Annotated in this window: 19 protein-coding genes, 1 tRNA gene and 2 riboswitches; all 20 genes read right to left on the reverse strand. The window is 31.2% G+C overall.

The genetic code is table 11. The features are described from left to right. Nucleotides 1-6: 6 nt before the first annotated feature. On the reverse strand, nt 7-1017 hold the full coding sequence (gene gap, locus HBE96_RS22035; protein ID WP_169299847.1) for a type I glyceraldehyde-3-phosphate dehydrogenase: 1011 nt from the start codon (nt 1015-1017) through the stop codon (nt 7-9). A gap of 60 nt (nt 1018-1077) precedes the next feature. Then, nucleotides 1078-2103, reverse strand: coding sequence for a sugar-binding transcriptional regulator (locus tag HBE96_RS22040; RefSeq protein ID WP_169299848.1), 1026 nt, complete (start codon nt 2101-2103; stop codon nt 1078-1080). A gap of 133 nt (nt 2104-2236) precedes the next feature. Beyond that, nucleotides 2237-3598 carry an RNA polymerase factor sigma-54 gene (gene rpoN / locus HBE96_RS22045; RefSeq protein WP_206155029.1) on the reverse strand — a complete coding sequence of 454 codons (1362 nt, stop codon included), beginning with the start codon at nt 3596-3598 and terminating at the stop codon, nt 2237-2239. Between the two features lie 270 nt (nt 3599-3868). After that, nucleotides 3869-4954, reverse strand: coding sequence for a BMP family lipoprotein (locus HBE96_RS22050; RefSeq protein WP_169299850.1), 1086 nt, complete (start codon nt 4952-4954; stop codon nt 3869-3871). Between the two features lie 281 nt (nt 4955-5235). After that, nucleotides 5236-6387, reverse strand: a complete 1152-nt coding sequence (grdD, locus tag HBE96_RS22055; protein ID WP_169299851.1) for a glycine/sarcosine/betaine reductase complex component C subunit alpha — start codon at nt 6385-6387, stop codon at nt 5236-5238. 16 nt (nt 6388-6403) lie between these two features. Continuing rightward, a complete protein-coding gene (grdC, locus tag HBE96_RS22060) occupies nt 6404-7936 on the reverse strand; it encodes a glycine/sarcosine/betaine reductase complex component C subunit beta (protein WP_169299852.1) in 1533 nt (510 codons plus the stop codon). A 341-nt stretch (nt 7937-8277) separates the two neighbouring features. After that, on the reverse strand, nt 8278-9585 hold the full coding sequence (gene grdB, locus HBE96_RS22065) for a glycine reductase complex selenoprotein B (protein ID WP_169299853.1): 1308 nt from the start codon (nt 9583-9585) through the stop codon (nt 8278-8280). A 71-nt stretch (nt 9586-9656) separates the two neighbouring features. Further along, entirely contained in the window at nt 9657-10121 is a 465-nt protein-coding gene (gene grdA / locus HBE96_RS22070; protein WP_169299854.1) for a glycine/sarcosine/betaine reductase complex selenoprotein A, read from the reverse strand. 75 nt (nt 10122-10196) lie between these two features. After that, nucleotides 10197-11483: a glycine/sarcosine/betaine reductase component B subunit gene (locus HBE96_RS22075; protein ID WP_169299855.1), complete on the reverse strand. Its 1287-nt coding sequence runs from the start codon at nt 11481-11483 to the stop codon at nt 10197-10199. A 204-nt stretch (nt 11484-11687) separates the two neighbouring features. Further along, nucleotides 11688-12020: a thioredoxin family protein gene (locus HBE96_RS22080; protein WP_169299856.1), complete on the reverse strand. Its 333-nt coding sequence runs from the start codon at nt 12018-12020 to the stop codon at nt 11688-11690. Between the two features lie 20 nt (nt 12021-12040). Next, nucleotides 12041-12961 carry a thioredoxin-disulfide reductase gene (gene trxB / locus HBE96_RS22085; RefSeq protein ID WP_169299857.1) on the reverse strand — a complete coding sequence of 307 codons (921 nt, stop codon included), beginning with the start codon at nt 12959-12961 and terminating at the stop codon, nt 12041-12043. 72 nt (nt 12962-13033) lie between these two features. Then, nucleotides 13034-13408: a GrdX family protein gene (locus tag HBE96_RS22090; protein WP_169299858.1), complete on the reverse strand. Its 375-nt coding sequence runs from the start codon at nt 13406-13408 to the stop codon at nt 13034-13036. An 83-nt stretch (nt 13409-13491) separates the two neighbouring features. Beyond that, nucleotides 13492-13561: riboswitch (glycine riboswitch) on the reverse strand. A 521-nt stretch (nt 13562-14082) separates the two neighbouring features. Beyond that, on the reverse strand, nt 14083-15537 hold the full coding sequence (gcvPB, locus tag HBE96_RS22095; RefSeq protein WP_169299859.1) for an aminomethyl-transferring glycine dehydrogenase subunit GcvPB: 1455 nt from the start codon (nt 15535-15537) through the stop codon (nt 14083-14085). Beyond that, the gene (gcvPA, locus tag HBE96_RS22100; RefSeq protein WP_169299860.1) at nt 15538-16878 is read right to left on the reverse strand and encodes an aminomethyl-transferring glycine dehydrogenase subunit GcvPA; all 1341 of its coding nucleotides are present in this window, start codon (nt 16876-16878) and stop codon (nt 15538-15540) included. A gap of 1 nt (nt 16879) precedes the next feature. Then, nucleotides 16880-17263, reverse strand: coding sequence for a glycine cleavage system protein GcvH (gcvH, locus tag HBE96_RS22105; protein WP_169299861.1), 384 nt, complete (start codon nt 17261-17263; stop codon nt 16880-16882). A gap of 65 nt (nt 17264-17328) precedes the next feature. Continuing rightward, complete coding sequence (gene gcvT, locus HBE96_RS22110) at nt 17329-18435, reverse strand: glycine cleavage system aminomethyltransferase GcvT (RefSeq protein WP_169299862.1); 1107 nt, start codon at nt 18433-18435, stop codon at nt 17329-17331. A gap of 109 nt (nt 18436-18544) precedes the next feature. After that, a riboswitch (glycine riboswitch) is annotated at nt 18545-18646 on the reverse strand. 116 nt (nt 18647-18762) lie between these two features. Beyond that, complete coding sequence (locus tag HBE96_RS22115; protein WP_169299863.1) at nt 18763-19602, reverse strand: DegV family protein; 840 nt, start codon at nt 19600-19602, stop codon at nt 18763-18765. 14 nt (nt 19603-19616) lie between these two features. Next, nucleotides 19617-20084, reverse strand: coding sequence for a tRNA (cytidine(34)-2'-O)-methyltransferase (locus HBE96_RS22120; RefSeq protein ID WP_169299889.1), 468 nt, complete (start codon nt 20082-20084; stop codon nt 19617-19619). Nucleotides 20085-20477: 393 nt separating this feature from the next. Then, nucleotides 20478-21215: an N-acetylmuramoyl-L-alanine amidase family protein gene (locus tag HBE96_RS22125; RefSeq protein ID WP_169299864.1), complete on the reverse strand. Its 738-nt coding sequence runs from the start codon at nt 21213-21215 to the stop codon at nt 20478-20480. 194 nt (nt 21216-21409) lie between these two features. Beyond that, nucleotides 21410-21491 (reverse strand) — tRNA-Leu (locus HBE96_RS22130). Nucleotides 21492-21624: the final 133 nt, after the last annotated feature.

Raw genomic sequence — 21624 nt, forward strand, 5'->3', positions numbered from 1 at the left:
CTTAAATTACTTTAAGAATTTAGCAAAATGCTTTATAGTTCTAACCATTTGACTAGTGTATGAATTTTCGTTATCATACCATGCAACTGTTTGAACTTGATATAAATCTTCTCCAATTTTAGAAACCATTGTTTGAGTTGCATCGAATAAAGAACCATAAGTGATTCCAACGATATCAGAAGATACTAATTGTTCTTCAGTATAACCGAAAGATTCATTTGAAGCTGCTTTCATAGCAGCGTTGATTCCTTCAACTGTAACGTCTTTTCCTTTAACAACTGAAACTAAGATTGTTGTTGAACCAGTTGGAACTGGAACCCTTTGTGCAGAACCGATTAATTTTCCTTTTAATTCTGGAATAACTAATCCTATAGCTTTTGCAGCTCCTGTTGAGTTTGGAACTATATTTACAGCTGCTGCTCTAGCACGTCTGAAATCGCCTTTTCTATGTGGTCCGTCTAATACCATTTGGTCTCCAGTATAAGCATGAATTGTTGACATTATACCAGATTGAATTGGTGCATAATCATTAAGTGCTTTAGCCATTGGAGCTAAACAGTTAGTTGTACATGACGCAGCTGAAATTATGTGATCTTCAGCAGTTACTATATCATGGTTTACATTGAATACAACTGTTGGAAGATCATTACCAGCTGGAGCTGAAATAACAACTTTCTTAGCACCTGCATTAATGTGTGCTTGAGATTTTGCCTTAGATACATAGAAACCAGTACATTCAAGTACTACATCTACTCCAAGTTCTCCCCATGGAAGTTTTGAAGCATCAGCTTCTGCATATATTTTTATTTCTTTTCCATTAACAACGATAGAAGACTCTTTAGCTTCTACTGTTCCTTGGTATCTACCTTGAGATGAATCATATTTTAATAGGTGTGCTAACATCTTAGTATCTGTCAAGTCGTTGATTGCAACAACATCATATCCCTCTGCACCGAACATTTGTCTGAATGCAAGACGTCCTATACGTCCAAATCCATTAATAGCTACTTTAACCATTTATAATTCCTCCTAAAATTTATAAATATTTTATATATATATTAATTTAAAATTTGTTAACTATTTTATAATATTTAATATCTCTCTTGCTGCACCCTCATCTGTAATAAGCACACTATTATTATTATTTATTTCTGTAGAAATTATAGCTTCTGCTTTATCTTTTCCACCAGATACAGCTATACGGGTTTCTATATTGGAAATATCTTCAATCCTAGCTCCTATACTAGATGTAGAATATACAATTTCACCTTGTTTATTAAAATAATATCCAAAGGCCTCTCCTACAGCTCCTACCTCTTCTATTTTTTGCACTTCTTCACTAGAAAGTCCCCTTCTACGAGCCATCTGATCTGCTCTTCCAATTCCATATATTAACATATTGGCATTGTGTAAAATATTCAATATGTCTTTTATATCTTTTTCCTCAATTATAGTACTCATAGCTTTATTACTTAAATTTTCAGGAACATGAAGTAATTTGTAACTTCCTTCTATTTTATTTGCAAGGTTTGCTGCCAGTGTATTAGCTTGAATTTCAACATTTCTTCCAAGTCCGCCTCTAGCAGGTACTACCATCACATTCTTCATATTTGACATTTTAGGCATATTATCTATTACTTCTTTTATTGTAAATCCTCCAGTGATACCAATTATGCTATCAGCTTTTATGACATTTTTTAAGTAAGTAGCTGCTGTCCTTCCAAGTTCATTCATAACTGTTTTATCTTCATATATATCGCCTGGAACGACTATAACATCCTTCAACCTTAGACTTTCTTTTATAGCGATTTCGATATCTGACAAACCTTTTATTTCATGAATAAAATCTTTAAGTTTGTCAATTATTTCTTCACCGCTTTCAGTTATACTCATACCTGGAGTATTTATTTCAATAAAGTTTTGATTCTTTAGAAAGTTTATTTCTGTTCTTACTATTCTTTCTCCAATTCCTAAATTATTGGCCAATACTCTTCTTCCAATAGGTTGATTGTAGTATATAGTTCTAAGTATGTTGTATCTTTTTTCTAATAGTTCTACCAGTTCTGGTACTATTTTTTGTTGTAACTTTAATAATTGTTCCATATAAATACTCCTTTGGTCCATTGGTGTCCCACCACCTTGATTTATGTCCCACCTATATTATAAAATAAATAAATTATTTTTTAAATAGTATTTCGAAAAAAAATGTTAACAAAATGTGAACAATAGGGAGAACTTAGAATCTTTTCCTCCCTTTTGATGATTTTATTCCAATTTCCTCTCTATATTTTGCTACAGTTCTTCTCGAAATATTCATATTCCTATCAGTCAATATATCACATATAGCTTGATCTGATAATGGTTTTTCTTTATTTTCTTCTTCTATTAATTCTTTTATAGCATTTTTAATTATTTTAGCAGAAACATCTTCTCCTGTATTAGATTTATATAATCCAGTAGTAAATAAATCCTTAATCTTTATAGTTCCTCTTTTAGTATATATGTATTTTTCTCTTATTGCTCTGCTAATAGTTGACTCATGCATATCCAAACTTTCTGCTATTTCTTTTAATGTCATAGGTTTTAAATATTGATCACCATAATCGAAATAATCTCTTTGAAACTCTAATATTTTTTCCAAGACCCTGTATATAGTACTCTTTCTATGTTGTATACTTTTCATTAAAAATACAGCGCTGTTTAACTTTTCTTTTACATAATTCACTGCATTTTTATCATTGTCATTTTGAATTATCTCTTTATACATTGTATTTATACTAAGCTTAGGTACAGCAGAATCATTCATAATTATATAATATTCGTTATCTATTTTCCTAATTTCAGCATCTGGCACTATGTACTTTACATCTTCTCCTGTATAAAAGCCTCTTGATGGTCTTGGTTGTAATGATTTTATTATATCTCCATAAGCTTGTGCCCCTTTTACATTCATATCTAATTCTTTTGCTATAACATTATATTTATTTTCTGCCAAAAGCTCCAAAAATTTATCTACTATTGTATATATTTTTTCATCTTTTAGTCCTTTTCTATCTATTTGTATTTTTAAGCATTCCTTTAAATCTCTTGCACCTATACCTTCTGGATCTAAAGATTGTATGGTTTTTATGCAATGCTTCGTAAGCTTTTCTGATATTTTAAGCTCTTCCATAATTTCTTCATCAGAAATATCCAAATATCCTCTCTCATCTATGTTCTCAACTATATATAAACAAACAGCTTTCACGTAATCCTTTTCAGCTAAATCTCTTATCTGTTCCTGCAAATATTCTTTAAGTGACTTTTTCTCTGAAATAAAATTAAAAGGAGAGATTTCTTCTTCATCACTTTTTTCATAATTACTATGGCTATAGTTATCAAATTCCAAATATTTAATTAATTGTTTGTAATCAAGTTCATTTCTATTTTCATTATCTTTTGCATTACTTTTAGTCTCTATAACAGGATTTTCCTGCACTTCTTTTTCAACATATTCTTGAAGCTCAAAACTAGACATCTGAAGTAACTTAACTGATAATTGCATTTCTTGAGTCATTACTAACTTTTGTTCTTGAGTCAAACTTAAACTAAAATCCATATTCATATATCCACCCCATTTCCTTTATATTTTAGTTTTTCCTATAATTTATTATACCATGAAAAAAATAAGATATAAAAATAACTTTAAATATTAGGAACTCAACTTTTTTGAGAGGACAATTAAAGGTTGATTTTTTGCTAACGCAAAAAAATCCTCCTTCACTGTCCTCTGTCCTCTTAAAAATAATGCATATGAAAAAGAGCTAAGTAATACACCTTAGCTCTTTTTATGTTTCAAATATTTAAATAAAAATTTATGTTTATATTACTATATTGCTGGTGCTGTAAAAGTTGCTGCTTCTTCCTTAGTTGTTGGTACTTTTATCTTTCCATCAATTATTGCCTGCTTATACTTTGCAACTAAATCTAATACTTCTTTTGGTACATTTTTCTTTGAACTATCTGCTATGTCAACACCATTCTCTTTTAAACCATATACTTTAGTTGTTCCACCTTCAAATTTTGAATCTTTAGCAAGACTCTTAAGAGTATCATAAGTTGCAGTATCTACTCTCTTCATCATACTTGTAAGTATAACATCATCATATATTGGCTTTTTAGTACTACTATCTACTACTGCAACAGCTTGATCCTGGTCAACTCCTATAGCCCAAAGCTTTTTATCTGGTTTACTCATAGCTTTAGCTACTTTGAATAATCCAATACCAGTTCCACCAGCTGCATGGTAAATTACATCACATCCACCATTGTACATACTAGTTGCAAGTTCTTCACCCTTAGCTGCATTAGCATAGTCATTAGCATATCTTATATCAAATTGTATGTTAGGATTTACAGTTCTTGCTCCAGCCATATAACCAGCTGCAAATCTATTGATTAATTCGAAATCTTTACCACCAATAAAACCTAGTTTGTTTGTCTTAGTTGTTTTAGCAGCTATAATTCCTGTTAAGAAAGAACCTTCCTGCTCTTTAAAATTAAGTGAAACAACATTTTTCAAGTTAACTTCTGAATCTATTATTGCAAACTTTTTATCTGGATATTTCTTAGCTATAGCTTTCATCTGATCTGCCATTTGATATCCTACACCAAATATTAATTCTGATGAATTATCTACTAAAGCTTGAAGATTAGGTTGATATTCATCCTTTTTCTTTGATTCGATAGCTTTGTAGTCTATATTTTTTAGCTCATCTTTAGCCTTTTTTATTCCATTATCTGCAGATTCATTAAATGATTTATCATTTAATCCACCTTCATCAGTTACAAGACCTACCTTAACTGTTTTTGAAGCTGATGATCCCCCTTGACTTTGGCTTGAACCACAACCCGCAAATAATGAAACTGCCATTACTGCAGTTAAACATATTGCCGATAATTTCTTCTTATTCATTTATAAATTACCTCCCAAAGATATATTTTGTATAGCACTAATATATTCTACAAAAGGTTAAGTTTTCCCTGCTTTTGTAACAAATATTTTTGCATTAAATAATTTTATAAACTTGCTCAATTTTAAAGTTAGCAATGTTAACTGACCATTTATAGATATATGAAATATCTTATGAATATTTAATGTACTTTATACAAAACATAAATCGAATATGATCACTATCCTATATATTTTTAAGGGGCTATTGCACTAATTAATGTGTAAGCCCCTTAAATTATAAATCATTTATATCCTGTTTTCTTTAGTAATTCTATAGCTCTTTCTTCATCATTTTCATTTACTAGTATCACAGGTCCTGTGCATCCCATGCCACTTTCTGAATATACATCTTCTCTCCATAATACTTTACATGCCTCTTCAAGATCCAATATATCTATACCAGGTATGGCAAAGGTAACTACCTTTTTAGCTGGAATCTCCACCTTTTCTGATACTATTGGCTTCTCCTTTGATAATAATTTATCTATAATATTCTTTAAACCTGATGTACTTGCTAATTTAAACTCAGTTGATGCTTTTGTAAGTACATCATTTTTAGCACAAGTTGCACAATATCTTAATGCTTCACACATAAGTGGCGCTCCTGAAGCACGGGAAACTATATTTATGAGTTTATCATAATCTTCACCTATACCTGGTCCATAACCATAACCCAAAGTTTCATAATTTCCACCTGTTGTAAATGATGAAAATATTTTAACCATAAGGTTTCCTGTTAAAGAATCACATACCATAACATCTGGTGTTCCTGCTAAAATATCATTTCCTCTCATTACTGCTCCACCATCTGCCCTTAAAGATTCTGCAAACTTAATATCATATCCACCTTGCTGAAGTTCTTTTAAGGATCTCTCCACAGTTCTTGCTCCATCCACATTAAGTATTCCTACAGTAGGTTCTTTTATACCTACCGCCTTCGCTACCGCAATTCCAGATATAGCATTCTTTATCATGCCTTCTACTCTATTGGTAGAGGTAGTTCCTGTAGTTGTTGCAATAATTAGTTCTTTTCCTAAAGCTGGTGTTACTAGCTTTCCAACCGTAGAGACTCCTATTGGAAAATCAAAGTGCTGGGTTACACAACCATCCAATTGCTTTTTTTCTAAAAGTTCTACCATTTTTTTATGCCCGTCTTCTGCATTCTCAGCTTCTACTACTTCCAAATCACAATCAACTTTAGGTCCTATAAGCACTACATCAAAATCTCCGTACTTACTCTTAGCCATTTCAGCTGCCTTTACCATTTCTCCTATGCCATGTTCTGATCCAAAAGTTGTAAGTCCTATTTTTACTTTTTTTGAAAAACTTCCACTTTCAATACCTTCTGCTATTTCATTAAAGACTTCAGCTACTATTTTTTTTGTGCTATCCAAGGTACTCACCCCCTTTTTATTTCATAATCTGCTCTGCAAATTTTTTCATTTCTTCTGCTATCATCTTTTTGATTTCTTCCTTAGAAGCACTACTACTCTCTTCCACTAGTCCTGTATTTTTCTCTACAAGTATTGAAACTCCATCAAATAAATTTGTCATTCTTCCTAAGAAAAGACTTCCTTTTCCTATAACCATAAAATTCTTTAGTGTACCATTCATTATATGATCTATACCATGACCTATTATTGGAACTCCTGATGGAATATGTCCTTGAGTAGGTGCAAAACCTGGATATCCATGTTGTTTTACAAAACTAGGTAACTCTTTTCTATCTAACTGACCACTTTTAACTGCTAAAGCTCCTATCATTTTATAGTTTTGTGTTGGAACATCACCTGCACCTGCTGGTTCAGTTATATCAGGTGTTTGCATTTCCGGAGCATATTTATCTACATCTGTAATCTTCATTCCATTGTTTGTTAAAGGATTTAAAACTAACGCTTCTATTACAGCTTGAGGTGCTGCACCATGCCCTATAGTATGTCTTCCTATTATATCGGTTCTAAGTACTGGACTTACACCATCATTTTCTGACACGAGTACTGCAAATCCGCCTATACAATCTTCAAGAACTGGTATTTCCTTCTTTATATGATCCTTGCCATTCATACCAAGCTTTGCAGTACATCCTCCTGCAAATATTATTACATTTTTATATATTCCTGATTTTACAAGTGCAGAGGCTGTTATTAAAGCATGCGTTGGTCCTGCACAGAATCCTCTCATATCAACTCCTGTAGCACCTTTTATTCCTGCTATTTCTCCACAAGCTTTAGCTACATTTCCGCCACCTCTTTGGTTCATATCACCAATGGCTTCTTCTGAACATTCTATCAAATAACCTACTTCATTTACATCTACTCCAGAATTCTTTACAAGATGTAATAATGCCAAAACTCCTGATGCCTTAACTACAAGATTTTCAAGCATTACATGAGATGAAAGATTGCTATCAAATTCATGTGCTCTCTTAATACATCCTACAATTTTACCATTTTCGTATAAAGCATCTGCTACTTTATTATTTACCAATTTTTCTATAACAGCTTCATCTTCCCCTGATTTTAATTCTTCTGCCTTTGCATTTAAAATTGGATGTGCTTTAAACTTTTCCTTAACTGTTTCAGTAAAAGACTTTTCAAGAATTACTAAATCAAATACATCTGAAATCTTTAAAAGTCCATAGAACTCATCTTGAGGCATTATCTCACCAAATTTTCCAAACCTTGATGAACCTTCAATATTATTTGTATGCCATGGTCTTTTTAATTCACTTAATTGTTCTGGAGTTATATTTCCTATGTATGTTTGATTTGGTGCATAACCCACTGCATCTTCAAAAGATCTTAGATGATTTTTTAATTCTTTCAAGTACTCTGAATTTGGGTTTGTTTGCCTTTCTAACGTTTGAGTAGTACCATTGTGTATTACCATGTCTGGTGTATTTACCAAAATATAAGAAGCTTTTTTTACAACTGGGAAACTCATTTATAAACCCCTCCTTATTTCTAATTGAACTCTATAAAATTAGCCTAATTAATATTTTTAGAGGACATTTGACAGAGGACAGAGGACAATGAAGGTAAGTTTTCCTCCTTACGTCGGAAAACTAATTTATTTCTAAAGCTTGTTTTGCTAACGCAAAATGAGCTTTAAACTTATATTAGTCAGCAATGTTTCGCTTTAGCGAAACGAGCCGTCAAAAGTTTAATTAAAGATTTTTCGCAGCAAAGCGGAGAAAAATCATCCTTCATTGTCCTCTGTCAATTGTCCTCTGTCCTCTGAAAAAGTTGTGTGGCATTATGCTTTTTTCAAGTACTTAGTGTCTTTTACTTTTCAAAAACTGTTTGTTTGTCTACTGGTGTTTGTAGAGCTTTTAATGCTCTATCTACCAAATGATATCTTAATTCAAACTCATCCTTAGCATCCAATGATGGATTTCCAAGTGGATGAGGTATTGCTATTGTAGGAACTATTCTGTTGGCTCCTACTGTTAAAGATATTGGAACTACTGTACACATGTGAACTATTGGAAGTCCAGCACGTTCAATTTCTTTTACCATTGTTGCACCGCAACGTGTACAAGTTCCTCAAGTAGACGTTAATATAACTGCGTTAACTCCATCAGCTATTAATTCTTTAGCTATATTCTCTCCAAACTTTTTAGCAGAAGCAACTGCTGTTCCATTTCCAACAGTGGAATAATAGTATCTGTGAAGAGAACCTATTTTTCCTTCCTTCTCCATCTTTCTTAAAACATCCACTGGAAGAACTCTATCTGAATCTGTATTAGCATACGTTGGGTCATATCCTCCATGTGCTGTTTCATTAGTTTGATCTGTTAAATTTTCTATTCCTTCTATGTCATACTTTCCACACTTTGAAGCACTTGATGATTCAATATGATCTGGGTTTCCTTTTGGAACTATACCACCAGATGTTACTATAGCTATTTTTGCTTTTGTAACATCTGCTACTGGAGCAACAGGATCTACTCTATCAAATACAGGCATTTTAAATTCTGTAACGAATTTTTCCCCACTTATTTTCTTTATAAGCATATCAACAGCTCTTTTTGAGCCTCTTTCTTCATGGAAGTAATTTTTTCTTATTCCTCTTTCTATAAAATGCTCTTCTTCAGGTGATCCTATTTCTTCACCTTTAGTAAGCTTTAATGCCAAGTTTACTATTTTAGGAAGAGCATCTCTCATGCCAGCAGCACTATTTTTAGTTTCTACTATGTATATATCTTTTTTATATAGATCCACACCTGGGTTTTCAATATACATAGCTGAAATTACTGGTATATTTAACTTTTCTGAAACTTCTTTGGCTATAGAACCACAAGCAACACCATATCTTCCAGCATTAAATGCAGGTCCTGCTATAAATAAATCTGGATTGTACTTTTTAATCATATCTAATACTGCAGCCTTAGCCTCTTTTTCATTTTCGTTATAATAAGAATCACCGCACACTACTGTAGCGACAATTTCAGCATCACCTTTTTTTAACAATCCATTAAGTCCCATTCCAGGACCTACAAAACCTTCCCTAATTTCTGGCTTCACATCTGCTTTTTCTTCTCCACCTATACCGCCATAAAATTGATTTATATAATGAACAACTTTAAGCATCTAATATTCCCCTCCTTTTTAGGACTTTCACATATTTAAACTATTTTTTTTAAATCAATGATTTTCACTAATTAAAATTTTGAATACTGTTCTCTTACTGTTTTAACTTCTTGAATAATAGCATCTACATCAAGAACCATCTCCATCATTCCGCACTGTTCATCATAAACAGCAGCATCACATTCATCCTTTATTTCTGGTTCAACCATATGATAAACTGCCAAACCTAATTCTACTCCAGCAAGTGGTCCTGCAAATGTTGGATCTCCAGCACTTACCGTTTCTGCTGAAAGTCCTGAGGCCTCTGCTTCTGCTCCTCCAATTACTACAACTACATTTTCTGCACCATGTTTTTCAGTTAAATCTTTTACTCTTTGTTGGATCTCCAGATCCATAGCACCTGCGGCTGTTCAAACAAAGCATTCTGTTGATGCAAAAATAATTTCTGCTCCAGCTGATTTAACACAAGCTTCAATAGCTGGCCCTGGTATTCCATCTCTATCTCCTACTGCTATAACTTTTTTCCCTTTTAACATATATAATCACCCTTCTTCCAAAAATTTTGTAATAAAGCCTATAACTTAAATTAATAATCCTATAATCTTTGCAATTTAGAATCCCTTAGCTGTTAATTTATTAAATCCAACTTCGCTGGTAGCTCCAGTTATAACTTGAATTTCAGCTTCTATAGAACCATCTTCTCTTAAACTTCCTACATGTCCTCCAGCTATTACATTTGCTGCTTCTACATGCCCTATTATTTTTTTCATTGGTGGTAATACAACAACTTCATTAGCATTTCCTGCAGTAACTACTGCATCACCTTTTGGTGTTGAATCAGCTAATGATTGTGAACTCCCATCCTGTCCTGCATATTCATCTGTAATCAATATAGTCTTTACATCCAAGTCGCTTATCTTGTTACAATTCATAACTAAATCTGCATCTGGGTTACCAAATCCTTCTTCTGATATAATTACAGCATCAGCTCCTAGATACTCTACTAACTTAGCAGTATAATTTGAAGATCTTTCCTTATCTGCAAGGTAAACATTTTCATTTGTTATTATGCATCCTAAGAAATTATAATCTTTTCCATGATGCTCATATAAATCTTCAATTATTGGATGATTCATATGAACATAAGTTGGATTCTTATCACAAGCAGATACACAATTTCCACTAACGATAGCTCCATCAAACATTTCTGTTGGATATATGAATGTTGGTATTATCTTCTTTGCATCTACTCCATAAACATATGTGTCATGTAAAAGTCCCTGACTTTGAAGCATATAAACATATATTACCTTTGGAAGATTAGGATATTGTTTAACCTGTTCTAATAATGGCAATGTTTCATAGGTTTTAATTTCATCTGGTTTTACATCTTTTCCAGATTTGCCAATATAAGTAGCAGCCTTAAATCCAACCATTCTTACTGCTTCTTCATGGTCATACTGATTAACCCCTTCTTTTGGTTCACAAGTTATTACTAAATTGTTTGTCTTTGAAAATGGAGTATATTTTGCTCCCTCTCCACTCATATCTATTATGCCTTCCTGAAATCCAACTATTTTACCAGTAGTTACCACAGCTGCACCCTTTAATACATGAGTTCTTCCTGAACCAACCATATCTACTTTGCTTATAAATCCTGGGAATATTCCACCTTTGCCTTCTACCTTAACTCTTGGCTCAATAACATCTTTTACAGGTATTATTCTTGTTTCTTCACCTGGTTTTGCAATATCAAACTCAATGCTTTTAAGTCTTTCATCTCCACCTACTTCTTTTAACAGTTCTTCTTTATTTACATAAAGAATTCCACTTTCAACTTTTGTTTCAGCTCCAAATTCAATGTCCTTAACATAAATTTTTCCAATTTCTAAACGCAAAGTATTCACCTCCAAATTTATTTCAATAGGTAAAAAATTTCCTATTGTTATCAATAATAATAATTGTTACAGTTGTTAACTATTTTAATTTTTAATAGTATTAAAATTGACTTGTATTTTTTATTTATATATATTAGGCTTTTAATGAGCGTTATTTAATTTTTGACAAGATGATGATTTTTATCTAAATCTTGTCTTTTTTTATTATAATGTGTCATAATATGTTTTTATAAAGCTTTCTACATCCTCTAAGGAAGTAATTTTATCAGCAGTAATTGTGTTTTCTTTTTGACCATTTCTATAAATTATCATTGTTGGTAGTCCTAATACCTTTTGCCCTATGGCAAGTCTTCTTGCAGTACTTATATTTAAACTTGAAAACTTTATTTTGTCCCCATACTTTTCTTCTAATCCATGAACCCCCGGCATAAGTTCTTTACATATTTCGCATTTATCTCCCCAAAAATCAACAAATACTGGTTTTTCAGTGTAAGTTAAAACTTCACCTTCAAAATTCTCCTTGTTTAATTCAATCATTTTTTAACCTCCTAAATATTTTATTTATGTTCTTCTAAATAACGTTCAGCAATAGTTGCTGCTATAGCCCCATCTGCTGCTGCAGTTATTACCTGCCTTAATGATTTTTTTCTTACATCTCCTGCTGCAAACACTCCAGCTACATTAGTTTGCATATCTTCATCTGTTATAATATAGTCTTTTTCCATATCTAATTTTCCTTCGAATAGAGATGATATTGGATCATATCCTACAAATACAAAGCATCCATCTACTTTTAATTCACTAGTTTCCCCTGTTAACTTATTTTTTAATATAAGTTTTTCTAATATTTCATCGCCTACAGCTTCTTCTACAGTTGAATTCCAAATAAAATCTATTTTAGGATTAGCAAAAGCTTTTTCTTGTAATGATTTCGCTGCTCTTAATGCATCTCTTCTATGAACTACTGTAACCTTTTCTGCAAACTTTGTAAGATATATTGCTTCTGTTATTGCAGAGTCTCCTCCTCCTATAACAGCTACATCTAAATCTGTAAAAAAGTCAGCATCACAAGTTGCACAATAAGAAATTCCTTTTCCCCTAAGCTCAGTTTCATTTTTAAAGCCTGAAAGTTTAGGATTTGCGCCTGTAGCTATTATTATAGTTTTTGCTTCATAAGTCTCCTTTTTACCTTTTACAACTTTCACATCGCCTTCTAAATTTACTTCTACTATTTCATCTTTAGTAAATTTTGTTCCAAAATCCTCTGCTTGTTTTTTCATTCTTTTACTTAAAGTTGTTCCTGTACATTCCTCTATGGAACCTGGGTAGTTTTCCAATTCATCTGTAGTTGTTGCCTGACCACCATATTTTGCTCTTTCAATAATTAAAGTATTCATCCTTGATCTTGCTGCATAAAGTCCTGCTGATAATCCTGCTGGTCCACCTCCTATTATTATAGTGTCATAAATTTGTGCCATAAAATTACCTCCTGCCTTTCAAAAATTTAATACAGAAAATTCCCAATTTTAAAAATATTTTTAGTTAATAAATCACACTAATGCATGATTTATTAAATCATAATCTATAAGCTGAAAATCTTCTAATATCTGCTTAGACCAATTGGGCAAACCATAATTTTTTAAAAATTTTTCAGTAGTATGTAGAGCTTCCTCTATATAACCTAAAGATTTTATGTCAACTGTACTGTCATTGTCTTTAGATATAACCACTGTTCTATATGGAGTTTCATTAGGTTTAATGCTACTCATTAAAGGATGAGTTAACAATTTATGCCCTTTATGAATATAATCTCTAACCTTTGTATAAACATTAGTAGTAGCACCTTCTATAAAATCTACTTTGTATTCATTACCTAATTTATCCCTACTCATAGGATTGTTCGTAATAATTATTGCCTCTTTCACTACTTTTTACTCTCCTTTTGCAAAAATTGGATATGATCAAAGCTTTACTTTACAAAAATAAAAACAGAGACATAAAACTTCCGTTTTATGTCTCTGTCTTTTAACCTGAGAGATTTACTCCTTCGGTGCTTAATGCTTTCCAGAGATTTGTCCGTTTTCGGTCCTTTTGCCTGAGAGGTTCATACTATTACGGTAAAATAATACTTACTCCTTCGGCTATCCATTTAAGGATACTATATATTAAAATATATAGCTAAGTAAACTTTTTAAGTTAAACTTTGTTAAGTTTTCTACTTAATCTCCCGAAAACATCATCCTAAATATTAAAATTTGTTATACACTTTTTTTCTATTATTATTATATCTTATATCTTAATTTTTTTCCATGGCTTATGTAAACATTTTCTATTGTATTTTATTATAGTACCCATTTTGTTTTTTAATACATCGTATACATTTTTTCCCTATTTTAATACTACCTTTTACATCTCCAATATTCCATATTGAAACAAATTACCTTTCTAAATATTAATATAATGCATTTTTAAATAATAAAAAGAACATTTGCTTATAATAAATTTCTACAAGCAAATGTTCTTTATAGAATATCTCTTATTACTGCTACCTATCCTTTCACAGTTTTATAAAAATACTTTCTTTATTCAAATTACAACTCTATTTATTATATTTTACTATAGGTTTTCTAGCTGCCTTTACTTCATCTAATCTTTTAATTGGTGTATTATGTGGTGCATTTGTTAGTAATTCAGGATTTTCCTTAGCTTCTTTAGCTATTTTTATCATAGAATCTATAAAACCATCTAAAGTTTCCTTGCTTTCTGTTTCTGTAGGTTCTATCATTAAAGCACTATCGATAATTAAAGGAAAATATATTGTTGGTGGATGATATCCGTAATCCAGCAACCTTTTAGCTACATCAAGAGTACTAACACTTTCAGGTGCATCCTTTAAGCCTGCCATTGCAAATTCATGTTTACATACACTGTCTATAGGTTGATTATAATAATCTTTTAATTGACTCTTTATATAATTAGCATTTAATACAGCTATATCACTAGCCCTTTTAAGTCCTTCTGCTCCCATTGTAAGTATATAAGAGTAAGCTTTTACTATGACATTAAAGTTACCATAAAAACTTTTAACTTTTCCAATAGAATAAGGTCTGTCATAATTTAAAATATACTTTTCCTCTTTCTTTTCTATAACAGGCACAGGCAAAAATTCAGCCAAACTTTCTTTTACTCCTACAGGACCGCTTCCTGGTCCTCCACCTCCATGTGGTGTTGCAAATGTTTTATGAAGGTTCATATGAACTACATCAAAACCCATATCCCCAGGTCTAGCTTCTCCCATAACAGCATTTAAATTTGCGCCATCGTAGTAAACAAGTCCTCCTGCTTCATGTACTAAATCTGATATTAATTTTATATTAGTATCAAAAAGACCTAATGTATTTGGATTTGTTAACATTAAACCTGCTATTTCATCATTTAGTACAGATTTTAAAGATTCTATATCTACAAGTCCTTTCTTATCCGACTTTACTTCAACTATAGTGAAACCAGCCACATTAGCACTTGCTGGATTTGTTCCATGTGCAGAATCAGGAACTATAATTTTTGTTCTCTTTAAATCCCCTCTTTTTCTATGATAAGATTTTATTATCATAAGCCCTGTAAGTTCTCCATGAGCACCTGCTGCTGGCTGTAGTGTAACTTGATCCATTCCAGATATTTCTGAAAGTTTGCTGCTTAAATCGTACATTATTTCAAGGGCACCTTGTACTGTATCCTCACTTTGGTACGGGTGGATATTTAAAAGTTTAGGATTAGAAGCTATGTCTTCATTTATTTTAGGATTATACTTCATAGTACAAGAACCTAAAGGATAAAAACCATTATCTACTCCATAATTTTTGTTTGCAAGAAGCGTAAAATGTCTTATTACATCTGGTTCACTAACCTCTGGAAGTTCTGTATCTTTTGATTTTAGCATTTCCTTAGGAATTAAATTTTCAATATCTTCACATTCTATATCACATTTAGGAAGTGTATAAGCTACTCTTCCTGGCTTTGAAATTTCAAAAATCAACTTGTTATATTCTTTCATTTATACTCCCTCCATTACACTTACTAATTTATCAATATCCTGAGCTGTCCTTTTTTCTGTTACACAGAAAAGAAGTGCATTTTTATAGGAAGTATAATTTTTACCTAAAGGATAACCTCCAAGTATTTTATTTTTTAATAATTCTTCATTAATACTTGATGGTTCTGCTTCACTTGTTACTGCAAATTCCTTAAAGAACGGTTTGTTAAATAAAGGTTTATATTTTCCTGACTTAGTAATTTCGTTAAAAGCATAATGGGCTTTCTGAGCGCTTTGATAAGCAACTTCTTTAATCCCCTGCTTTCCCATAGTCGTAAGATATATTACTGCAGTTAAAGCATTTAAAGCCTCATTAGAGCATATATTAGAAGTTGCCTTTTCTCTTCTTATATGCTGTTCTCTTGCTTGAAGCGTTAAAACAAAACCTCTTTTTCCATCTAAATCTTCAGTTTGTCCTACTATTCTTCCTGGCATTTTACGCATAAGCTTTGATTTAGTTGCCATAAATCCAACATATGGACCTCCAAAGCTTATACTGTTTCCTAAGCTTTGTGCTTCTCCAACTGCTATATCAGCGCCTAATTCTCCTGGAGATTTTAATATTCCAAGTGATATAGGGTCAACACTCATTATAAGTAATGCTTTATTTTCATGAGTAACCTTTTCTATTTCCGTTACATCTTCTATTACTCCAAAAAAGTTAGGATTTTGTACTATAACTCCTGCCGTTTTATTATCAACAGCTGATTTTAATTTTTCTAAATCAGTAACTCCATCTGCCATATCTATCTCTACTATTTCTATATCCTTAAACTTTGTATAAGTTTCTAATACTCTTCTAATTTCTGGATGAACAGTTTTAGACACTAATATCCTTTTTTTCCTTGTGCTATCAGCTGCCATTAAAGCCGCTTCTGTACAAGCTGTTGCTCCATCATACATAGAAGCATTGGCAGCATCAAGTCCTGTAAGTTCGCAGATCATACTTTGATATTCAAATATAGTCTGCAAAGTTCCCTGGCTTATTTCTGCCTGATATGGTGTATATGCTGTATAAAATTCTGATTTTGAAACTATATGTTTTATCAAAGTTGGAATATAGTGATCATAAGCTCCTGCACCTAAAAAACAAGTAAGCTCATCTGTGCTTAAATTTTTATTAGCTAGAGTATTCATATATTTTAAAAGTTCTAATTCTGATAACCCTTCTGGTAAATTTAAACCTTTTTTAAGTTTTATATTTTCTGGAATATCTGAAAAAAGATCTTCTAATGAACTTACTCCTATACTATCCAGCATTTTCTTTTCATCATCACATGTAACAGGTATATATGGAAACATATTATTCCTCCTTACCACACAAATCTTCATAAGCTTTACTGTCTAATAAGCTATTCAACTGGGATGCATCTGAAATTTGGACCATTATTATCCAATTTCCATATGGATCCTCATTTATTAATTCAGGTGAATCGTCTAACTCTTCATTTATTTTAACTACTTTTCCGCTTATAGGCATATATATATCTGAAGCGGCTTTTACAGATTCAACTACTCCAAAAGCTTCTTCTACAGCTAATTCAGAATCTACTTCTGGAAGCTCAACAAATACTATATCCCCTAAAGAATGTTGTGCAAAATCTGTAATGCCTATATAGGCTTTATCTCCTTCAACCTTTACCCATTCATGATCTTTCGTATATTTTAAATTTTCTAATATTTTCATTTTTATTCCCCCTACCCAATATAATTTTTAAAAAATATTCTTATGTTTCAACCAATATTATTAACTTATTTTTTATAATTCTTTTTATAAAATTTCTTATCTATTATTTCAGCCTTAGCACTCTTATTTCTAATTACAATTTCTATTTCTTTTCCTAAATTTGCATATTCTGCTTTTATAAGAGCGAGTCCTATATTTTTATTTAAAGAAGGTGATTTATATCCAGTGGTAACATAACCTATTTCCTGTCCTTCAATTTGAACTTTGTAGCCATGTCTTGGAATTCCTCTATCCTTCATTTCAAATCCTATAAGTTTCCTTTTTAATCCTTTTGATTTTTGTTTTAGTAGTGCTTCTTTACCTATGAACTTGTCCTTATTTAATTTAACAAAAAATCCAATGCCTGCTTCCAAAGGGCTTATATCTTCAGCAAGTTCATTTCCGTATAAAGGCAAACATACCTCAAATCTTAAAGTATCCCTGCATCCAAGACCTACTGGTATAAGTCCATCCTCTTTTCCAATTTCCAAAAGTTTAACCCATATATTTTCTCCATCTTTATCACTACAAAATACTTCAAAACCATCTTCACCTGTATAACCTGTTCTTGATATCATACAATCGATGTTGTTAACCTTTACATTTCTTTTGCAATAAAAAAACTTTATATCGCTTAAGTCCACGTTAACAATCTTCTGTAATATTTTTTGAGCCTTTGGACCTTGAATAGCAAATTCGCAGATATTAGGCGATATGTTTTCAATGCTTACATCAAAATTTCCTTTGTTATCTATCATCCATTTAAAATCTTTATCTATGTTTCCTGCATTGATAACTAAATAGAAATAATCATCAGCATACTTATATACTAATATGTCATCTACTGTTCCTCCATGTTCATAGCACATAGGAGTATACAATGCTTGATTATCCTCTAATATAGAAGCATCATTAGTAATTAAATTTTGCACAAACTTAAAGGCATCTTTACCTTTAATTTCTACTTCCCCCATATGCGATACATCAAAAATTCCTGCTGCATTTCGTACTGCTTCATGTTCAACAATTATACCCTGATATTGAACTGGAAGTGCCCATCCAGCAAAATCTATAATTTTGCCTCCATACCTTGGATAGACATTAAACAATGGTGTTTTTTTCAATTCCCCCATAATTAATCCCTCCTTAAATTATAAAAAAAAGAGACATAATGATATTTCTATCATCATGTCTCTGTCTAACATAATTAGTTATGTAATATAACCTTACTATTCAGAGTTCCATCCAGTATAGATTTCTTTGCCTGAGAGTTTTTATAAAAAATGATTCCTTTTATATTTCCCCGACGGCCACCCACTTAAGGATATCTCTCTATACCTTCATCTGTCTTTATTTAATTATAACTTAAAAACTCCTATTACATTATATTACATTGATGGGATTTTTTCAACACATTTAAAAAATTCAGGATGTTTTTATAAATATAACTTTAGAGTATATTAAAAATCTTCTACAAAAAACACGCCACAAGCTCCTGCTCCTGCATATACACCAACTACGCATCCAACTTCACATTCAATAAATTCTTTATTTTTATCTTTTAAATCTTCTCTTAAAATATCTAAAATATCTTTATTTTCTACATGTAAAAGCACAGAAGTTTCTCCTTCTTTTACACCTTGCTTATCTAAATAATCTAGTATAGCCCTTATAGCTTTTTTACTTCCTCTTACTTTATCTTTTACAATCATTTCCCCATTTTCTACAGCCAATATAGGTTTTATACCTAATATACTTGCTATAGTTCCAGTAGTTTTAGATATTCTGCCGCCTTTAATTAGATTGTCCATTGTTGCAAATGCTAATGCACTTTTAACATGAGGAATTAAATTTTTAATTTTCTCTTCTATAGCATGTATTCCCAATCCTTCATTTTTTAATGAACCTGCTTTCATAACTATAATACCAAGACCTGATGTAACATTTAAACTATCTATTACAATTATATCTTCTGTCTCTAATGCATCTTTAGCTATACAGGCTGATTGATAGGTACCACTTAATTTAGATGAAATATGTATAGATATTATCTTATATCCCTGGCTAAGATATTTTTTATAACATTCCATAAACCTTTGTGGATTTACTTGTGCTGTTCTTGGAAAATCCTTATTTCCATCCATTTTCATCAGCAGTGTATGTAAATTTATATCTACACCATCTTTATAAGTTTCTTCATCAAAGCTTAAAAGAAGTGGAAGTACCTCAATACCATACTTTTCTATTATATTTAATGGAAGATCTGATGTACTATCAGTTATTATTTTTATTTTTTCCATACCTTAATTTCCTCCTACTTCATGGTCGGAAAATCCATTTGTCTTAATGCCTCATATACAGTTATAGCTACTGTGTTAGATAAATTTAATGAACGAGTCGTAGTATTTATCATAGGTACTCTTATGCAACCCTCAGGATTACTTTCCCTTATGCTATCTGGAAGTCCACATGATTCTCTACCAAATACGATAAAATCTCCTTCTTTAAATTTTACTTCGTGATAAAAATTGCTTCCATGAGTAGTAGAAAAATAAAAAGTTGAGTCCTTATATTTTTCTCTTAATTCTTCGTACGATTCATAAACTTGAAGATCTAGGTATTTCCAATAATCCAATCCTGCTCTTCTTAGATGCTTTTCATCTAAACTAAAACCTAGAGGTTTTATTAAATGAAGCTTACAATTTGTAAGTACACAAGTTCTTGCTATATTACCTGTATTTTGTGGTATTTCCGGCTGAAACAATACTATATTTAAATTCAAAACAATACCCAATTTTCTGCAGCATAACACAAAATTCACTTGATTTTAAGCTGTAAATTGGGATTCCACCTACCTTTCATTTTACACTCTTAAATTTATCCTATGACTACCATCCGTAACACTCATTCTTTAGATGGGAGTTACCAATTAATATGTTCTGGATAAGTTCTTCTAAGATTCAGATGTAGCAACATATTTTTCATAAGTAAACTCCATATGAGTCTAAGGATCACTTAATAATCATTTTAAATAACTATGACAAACTACTTAAACATATTATCTCATAATAACATAAGAACAAAAAGGTGTAAATATGATAGATTTCATTATATTATTCTAATTAATACCGAACATATTCCAGTTACGAATTTAAATATAAAATATTTAAGAATCTTAATCTTGTTTTAAATATTTTATTATACCATCTGAAATATTTTGAGATAATCTTTTTAAAACTTCATCTTTACAGAGCTTGTCTCTATCTTCATTATTAGTTATAAATCCACATTCAACTAAAGCACAAGGTATCTTACTATATCTAAGTATTGCCACATTTTGTTTTTTTATTCCTTTACTTGTCCAATTATCACTCTTTACTGCTTCCTTTTCTAAGATATTAGCTAATTTAATCCTTTCTTGTTTTTCATAACCCTGCACATCATAATACAACGTAGTTATTCCTTTAAAATTTGGATCACTAATTGAATTTACATGTATAGATACAAACACAGTTCCAGATGAAGCATTTACTCTTCTTCCTATTTCCTTTAAAGGAATAAGTTCATCTTTATTCCTTGTAAGAACTACTGTATACCCTTTACTTTTTAAATATGACTCTGCATATTTCACCATTTTCAATGTTAAATTTTTTTCATATAAGTTTTTATAACTTGTACCATTATCTATTCCTCCGTGACCTGCATCTAATACTATTGTATCCTTTTTTAAATGCTTATCTACTTTAGTAGTTTCTAATTTGTTTGTTCCATTTTTCCCTACAGCCATAACTACAGGTTGAGATCCCATTATTTTACTTTCTTTTAAATTTATTGCAGCTTTTCCAAATAAAAGAAGAATTAAAGTAAAAAAAATACAGGAAAATGTAAACCTTTTTCTATTTGCTATCCTCATGTTTTAATCCCCTTATAATTTTTTTATATAATGTATTTGTTTTTGTTAAATACCGCATAAAATTCTATAATAAAATTATTCATTATTAGTTATTGCTACGCATATATATTATAGCACTTATTGTAAAATTATTCCATTTATTTGATATATTTTGTACAAAAAAACTCTATGAAATTAATTCATAGAGTTTTTCATGGTGCGGGTAACAGGATTTGAACCTGCACGATTTCTCACTAGAACCTGAATCTAGCGCGTCTGCCGTTCCGCCATACCCGCATATCTATATTATATTTTCAACCTAATAACCTCATTTTACCATATATTAATATTTTATGTCAATTTGTAAAAATAATAATACTAAAAAACGCCGCAAAATCATTTATATTCATACAAACAATTTTGCGGCATT

This window comes from Clostridium muellerianum (genome assembly GCF_012926525.1).
GTDB classification, from domain to species: Bacteria; Bacillota; Clostridia; order Clostridiales; family Clostridiaceae; genus Clostridium_AM; species Clostridium_AM muellerianum.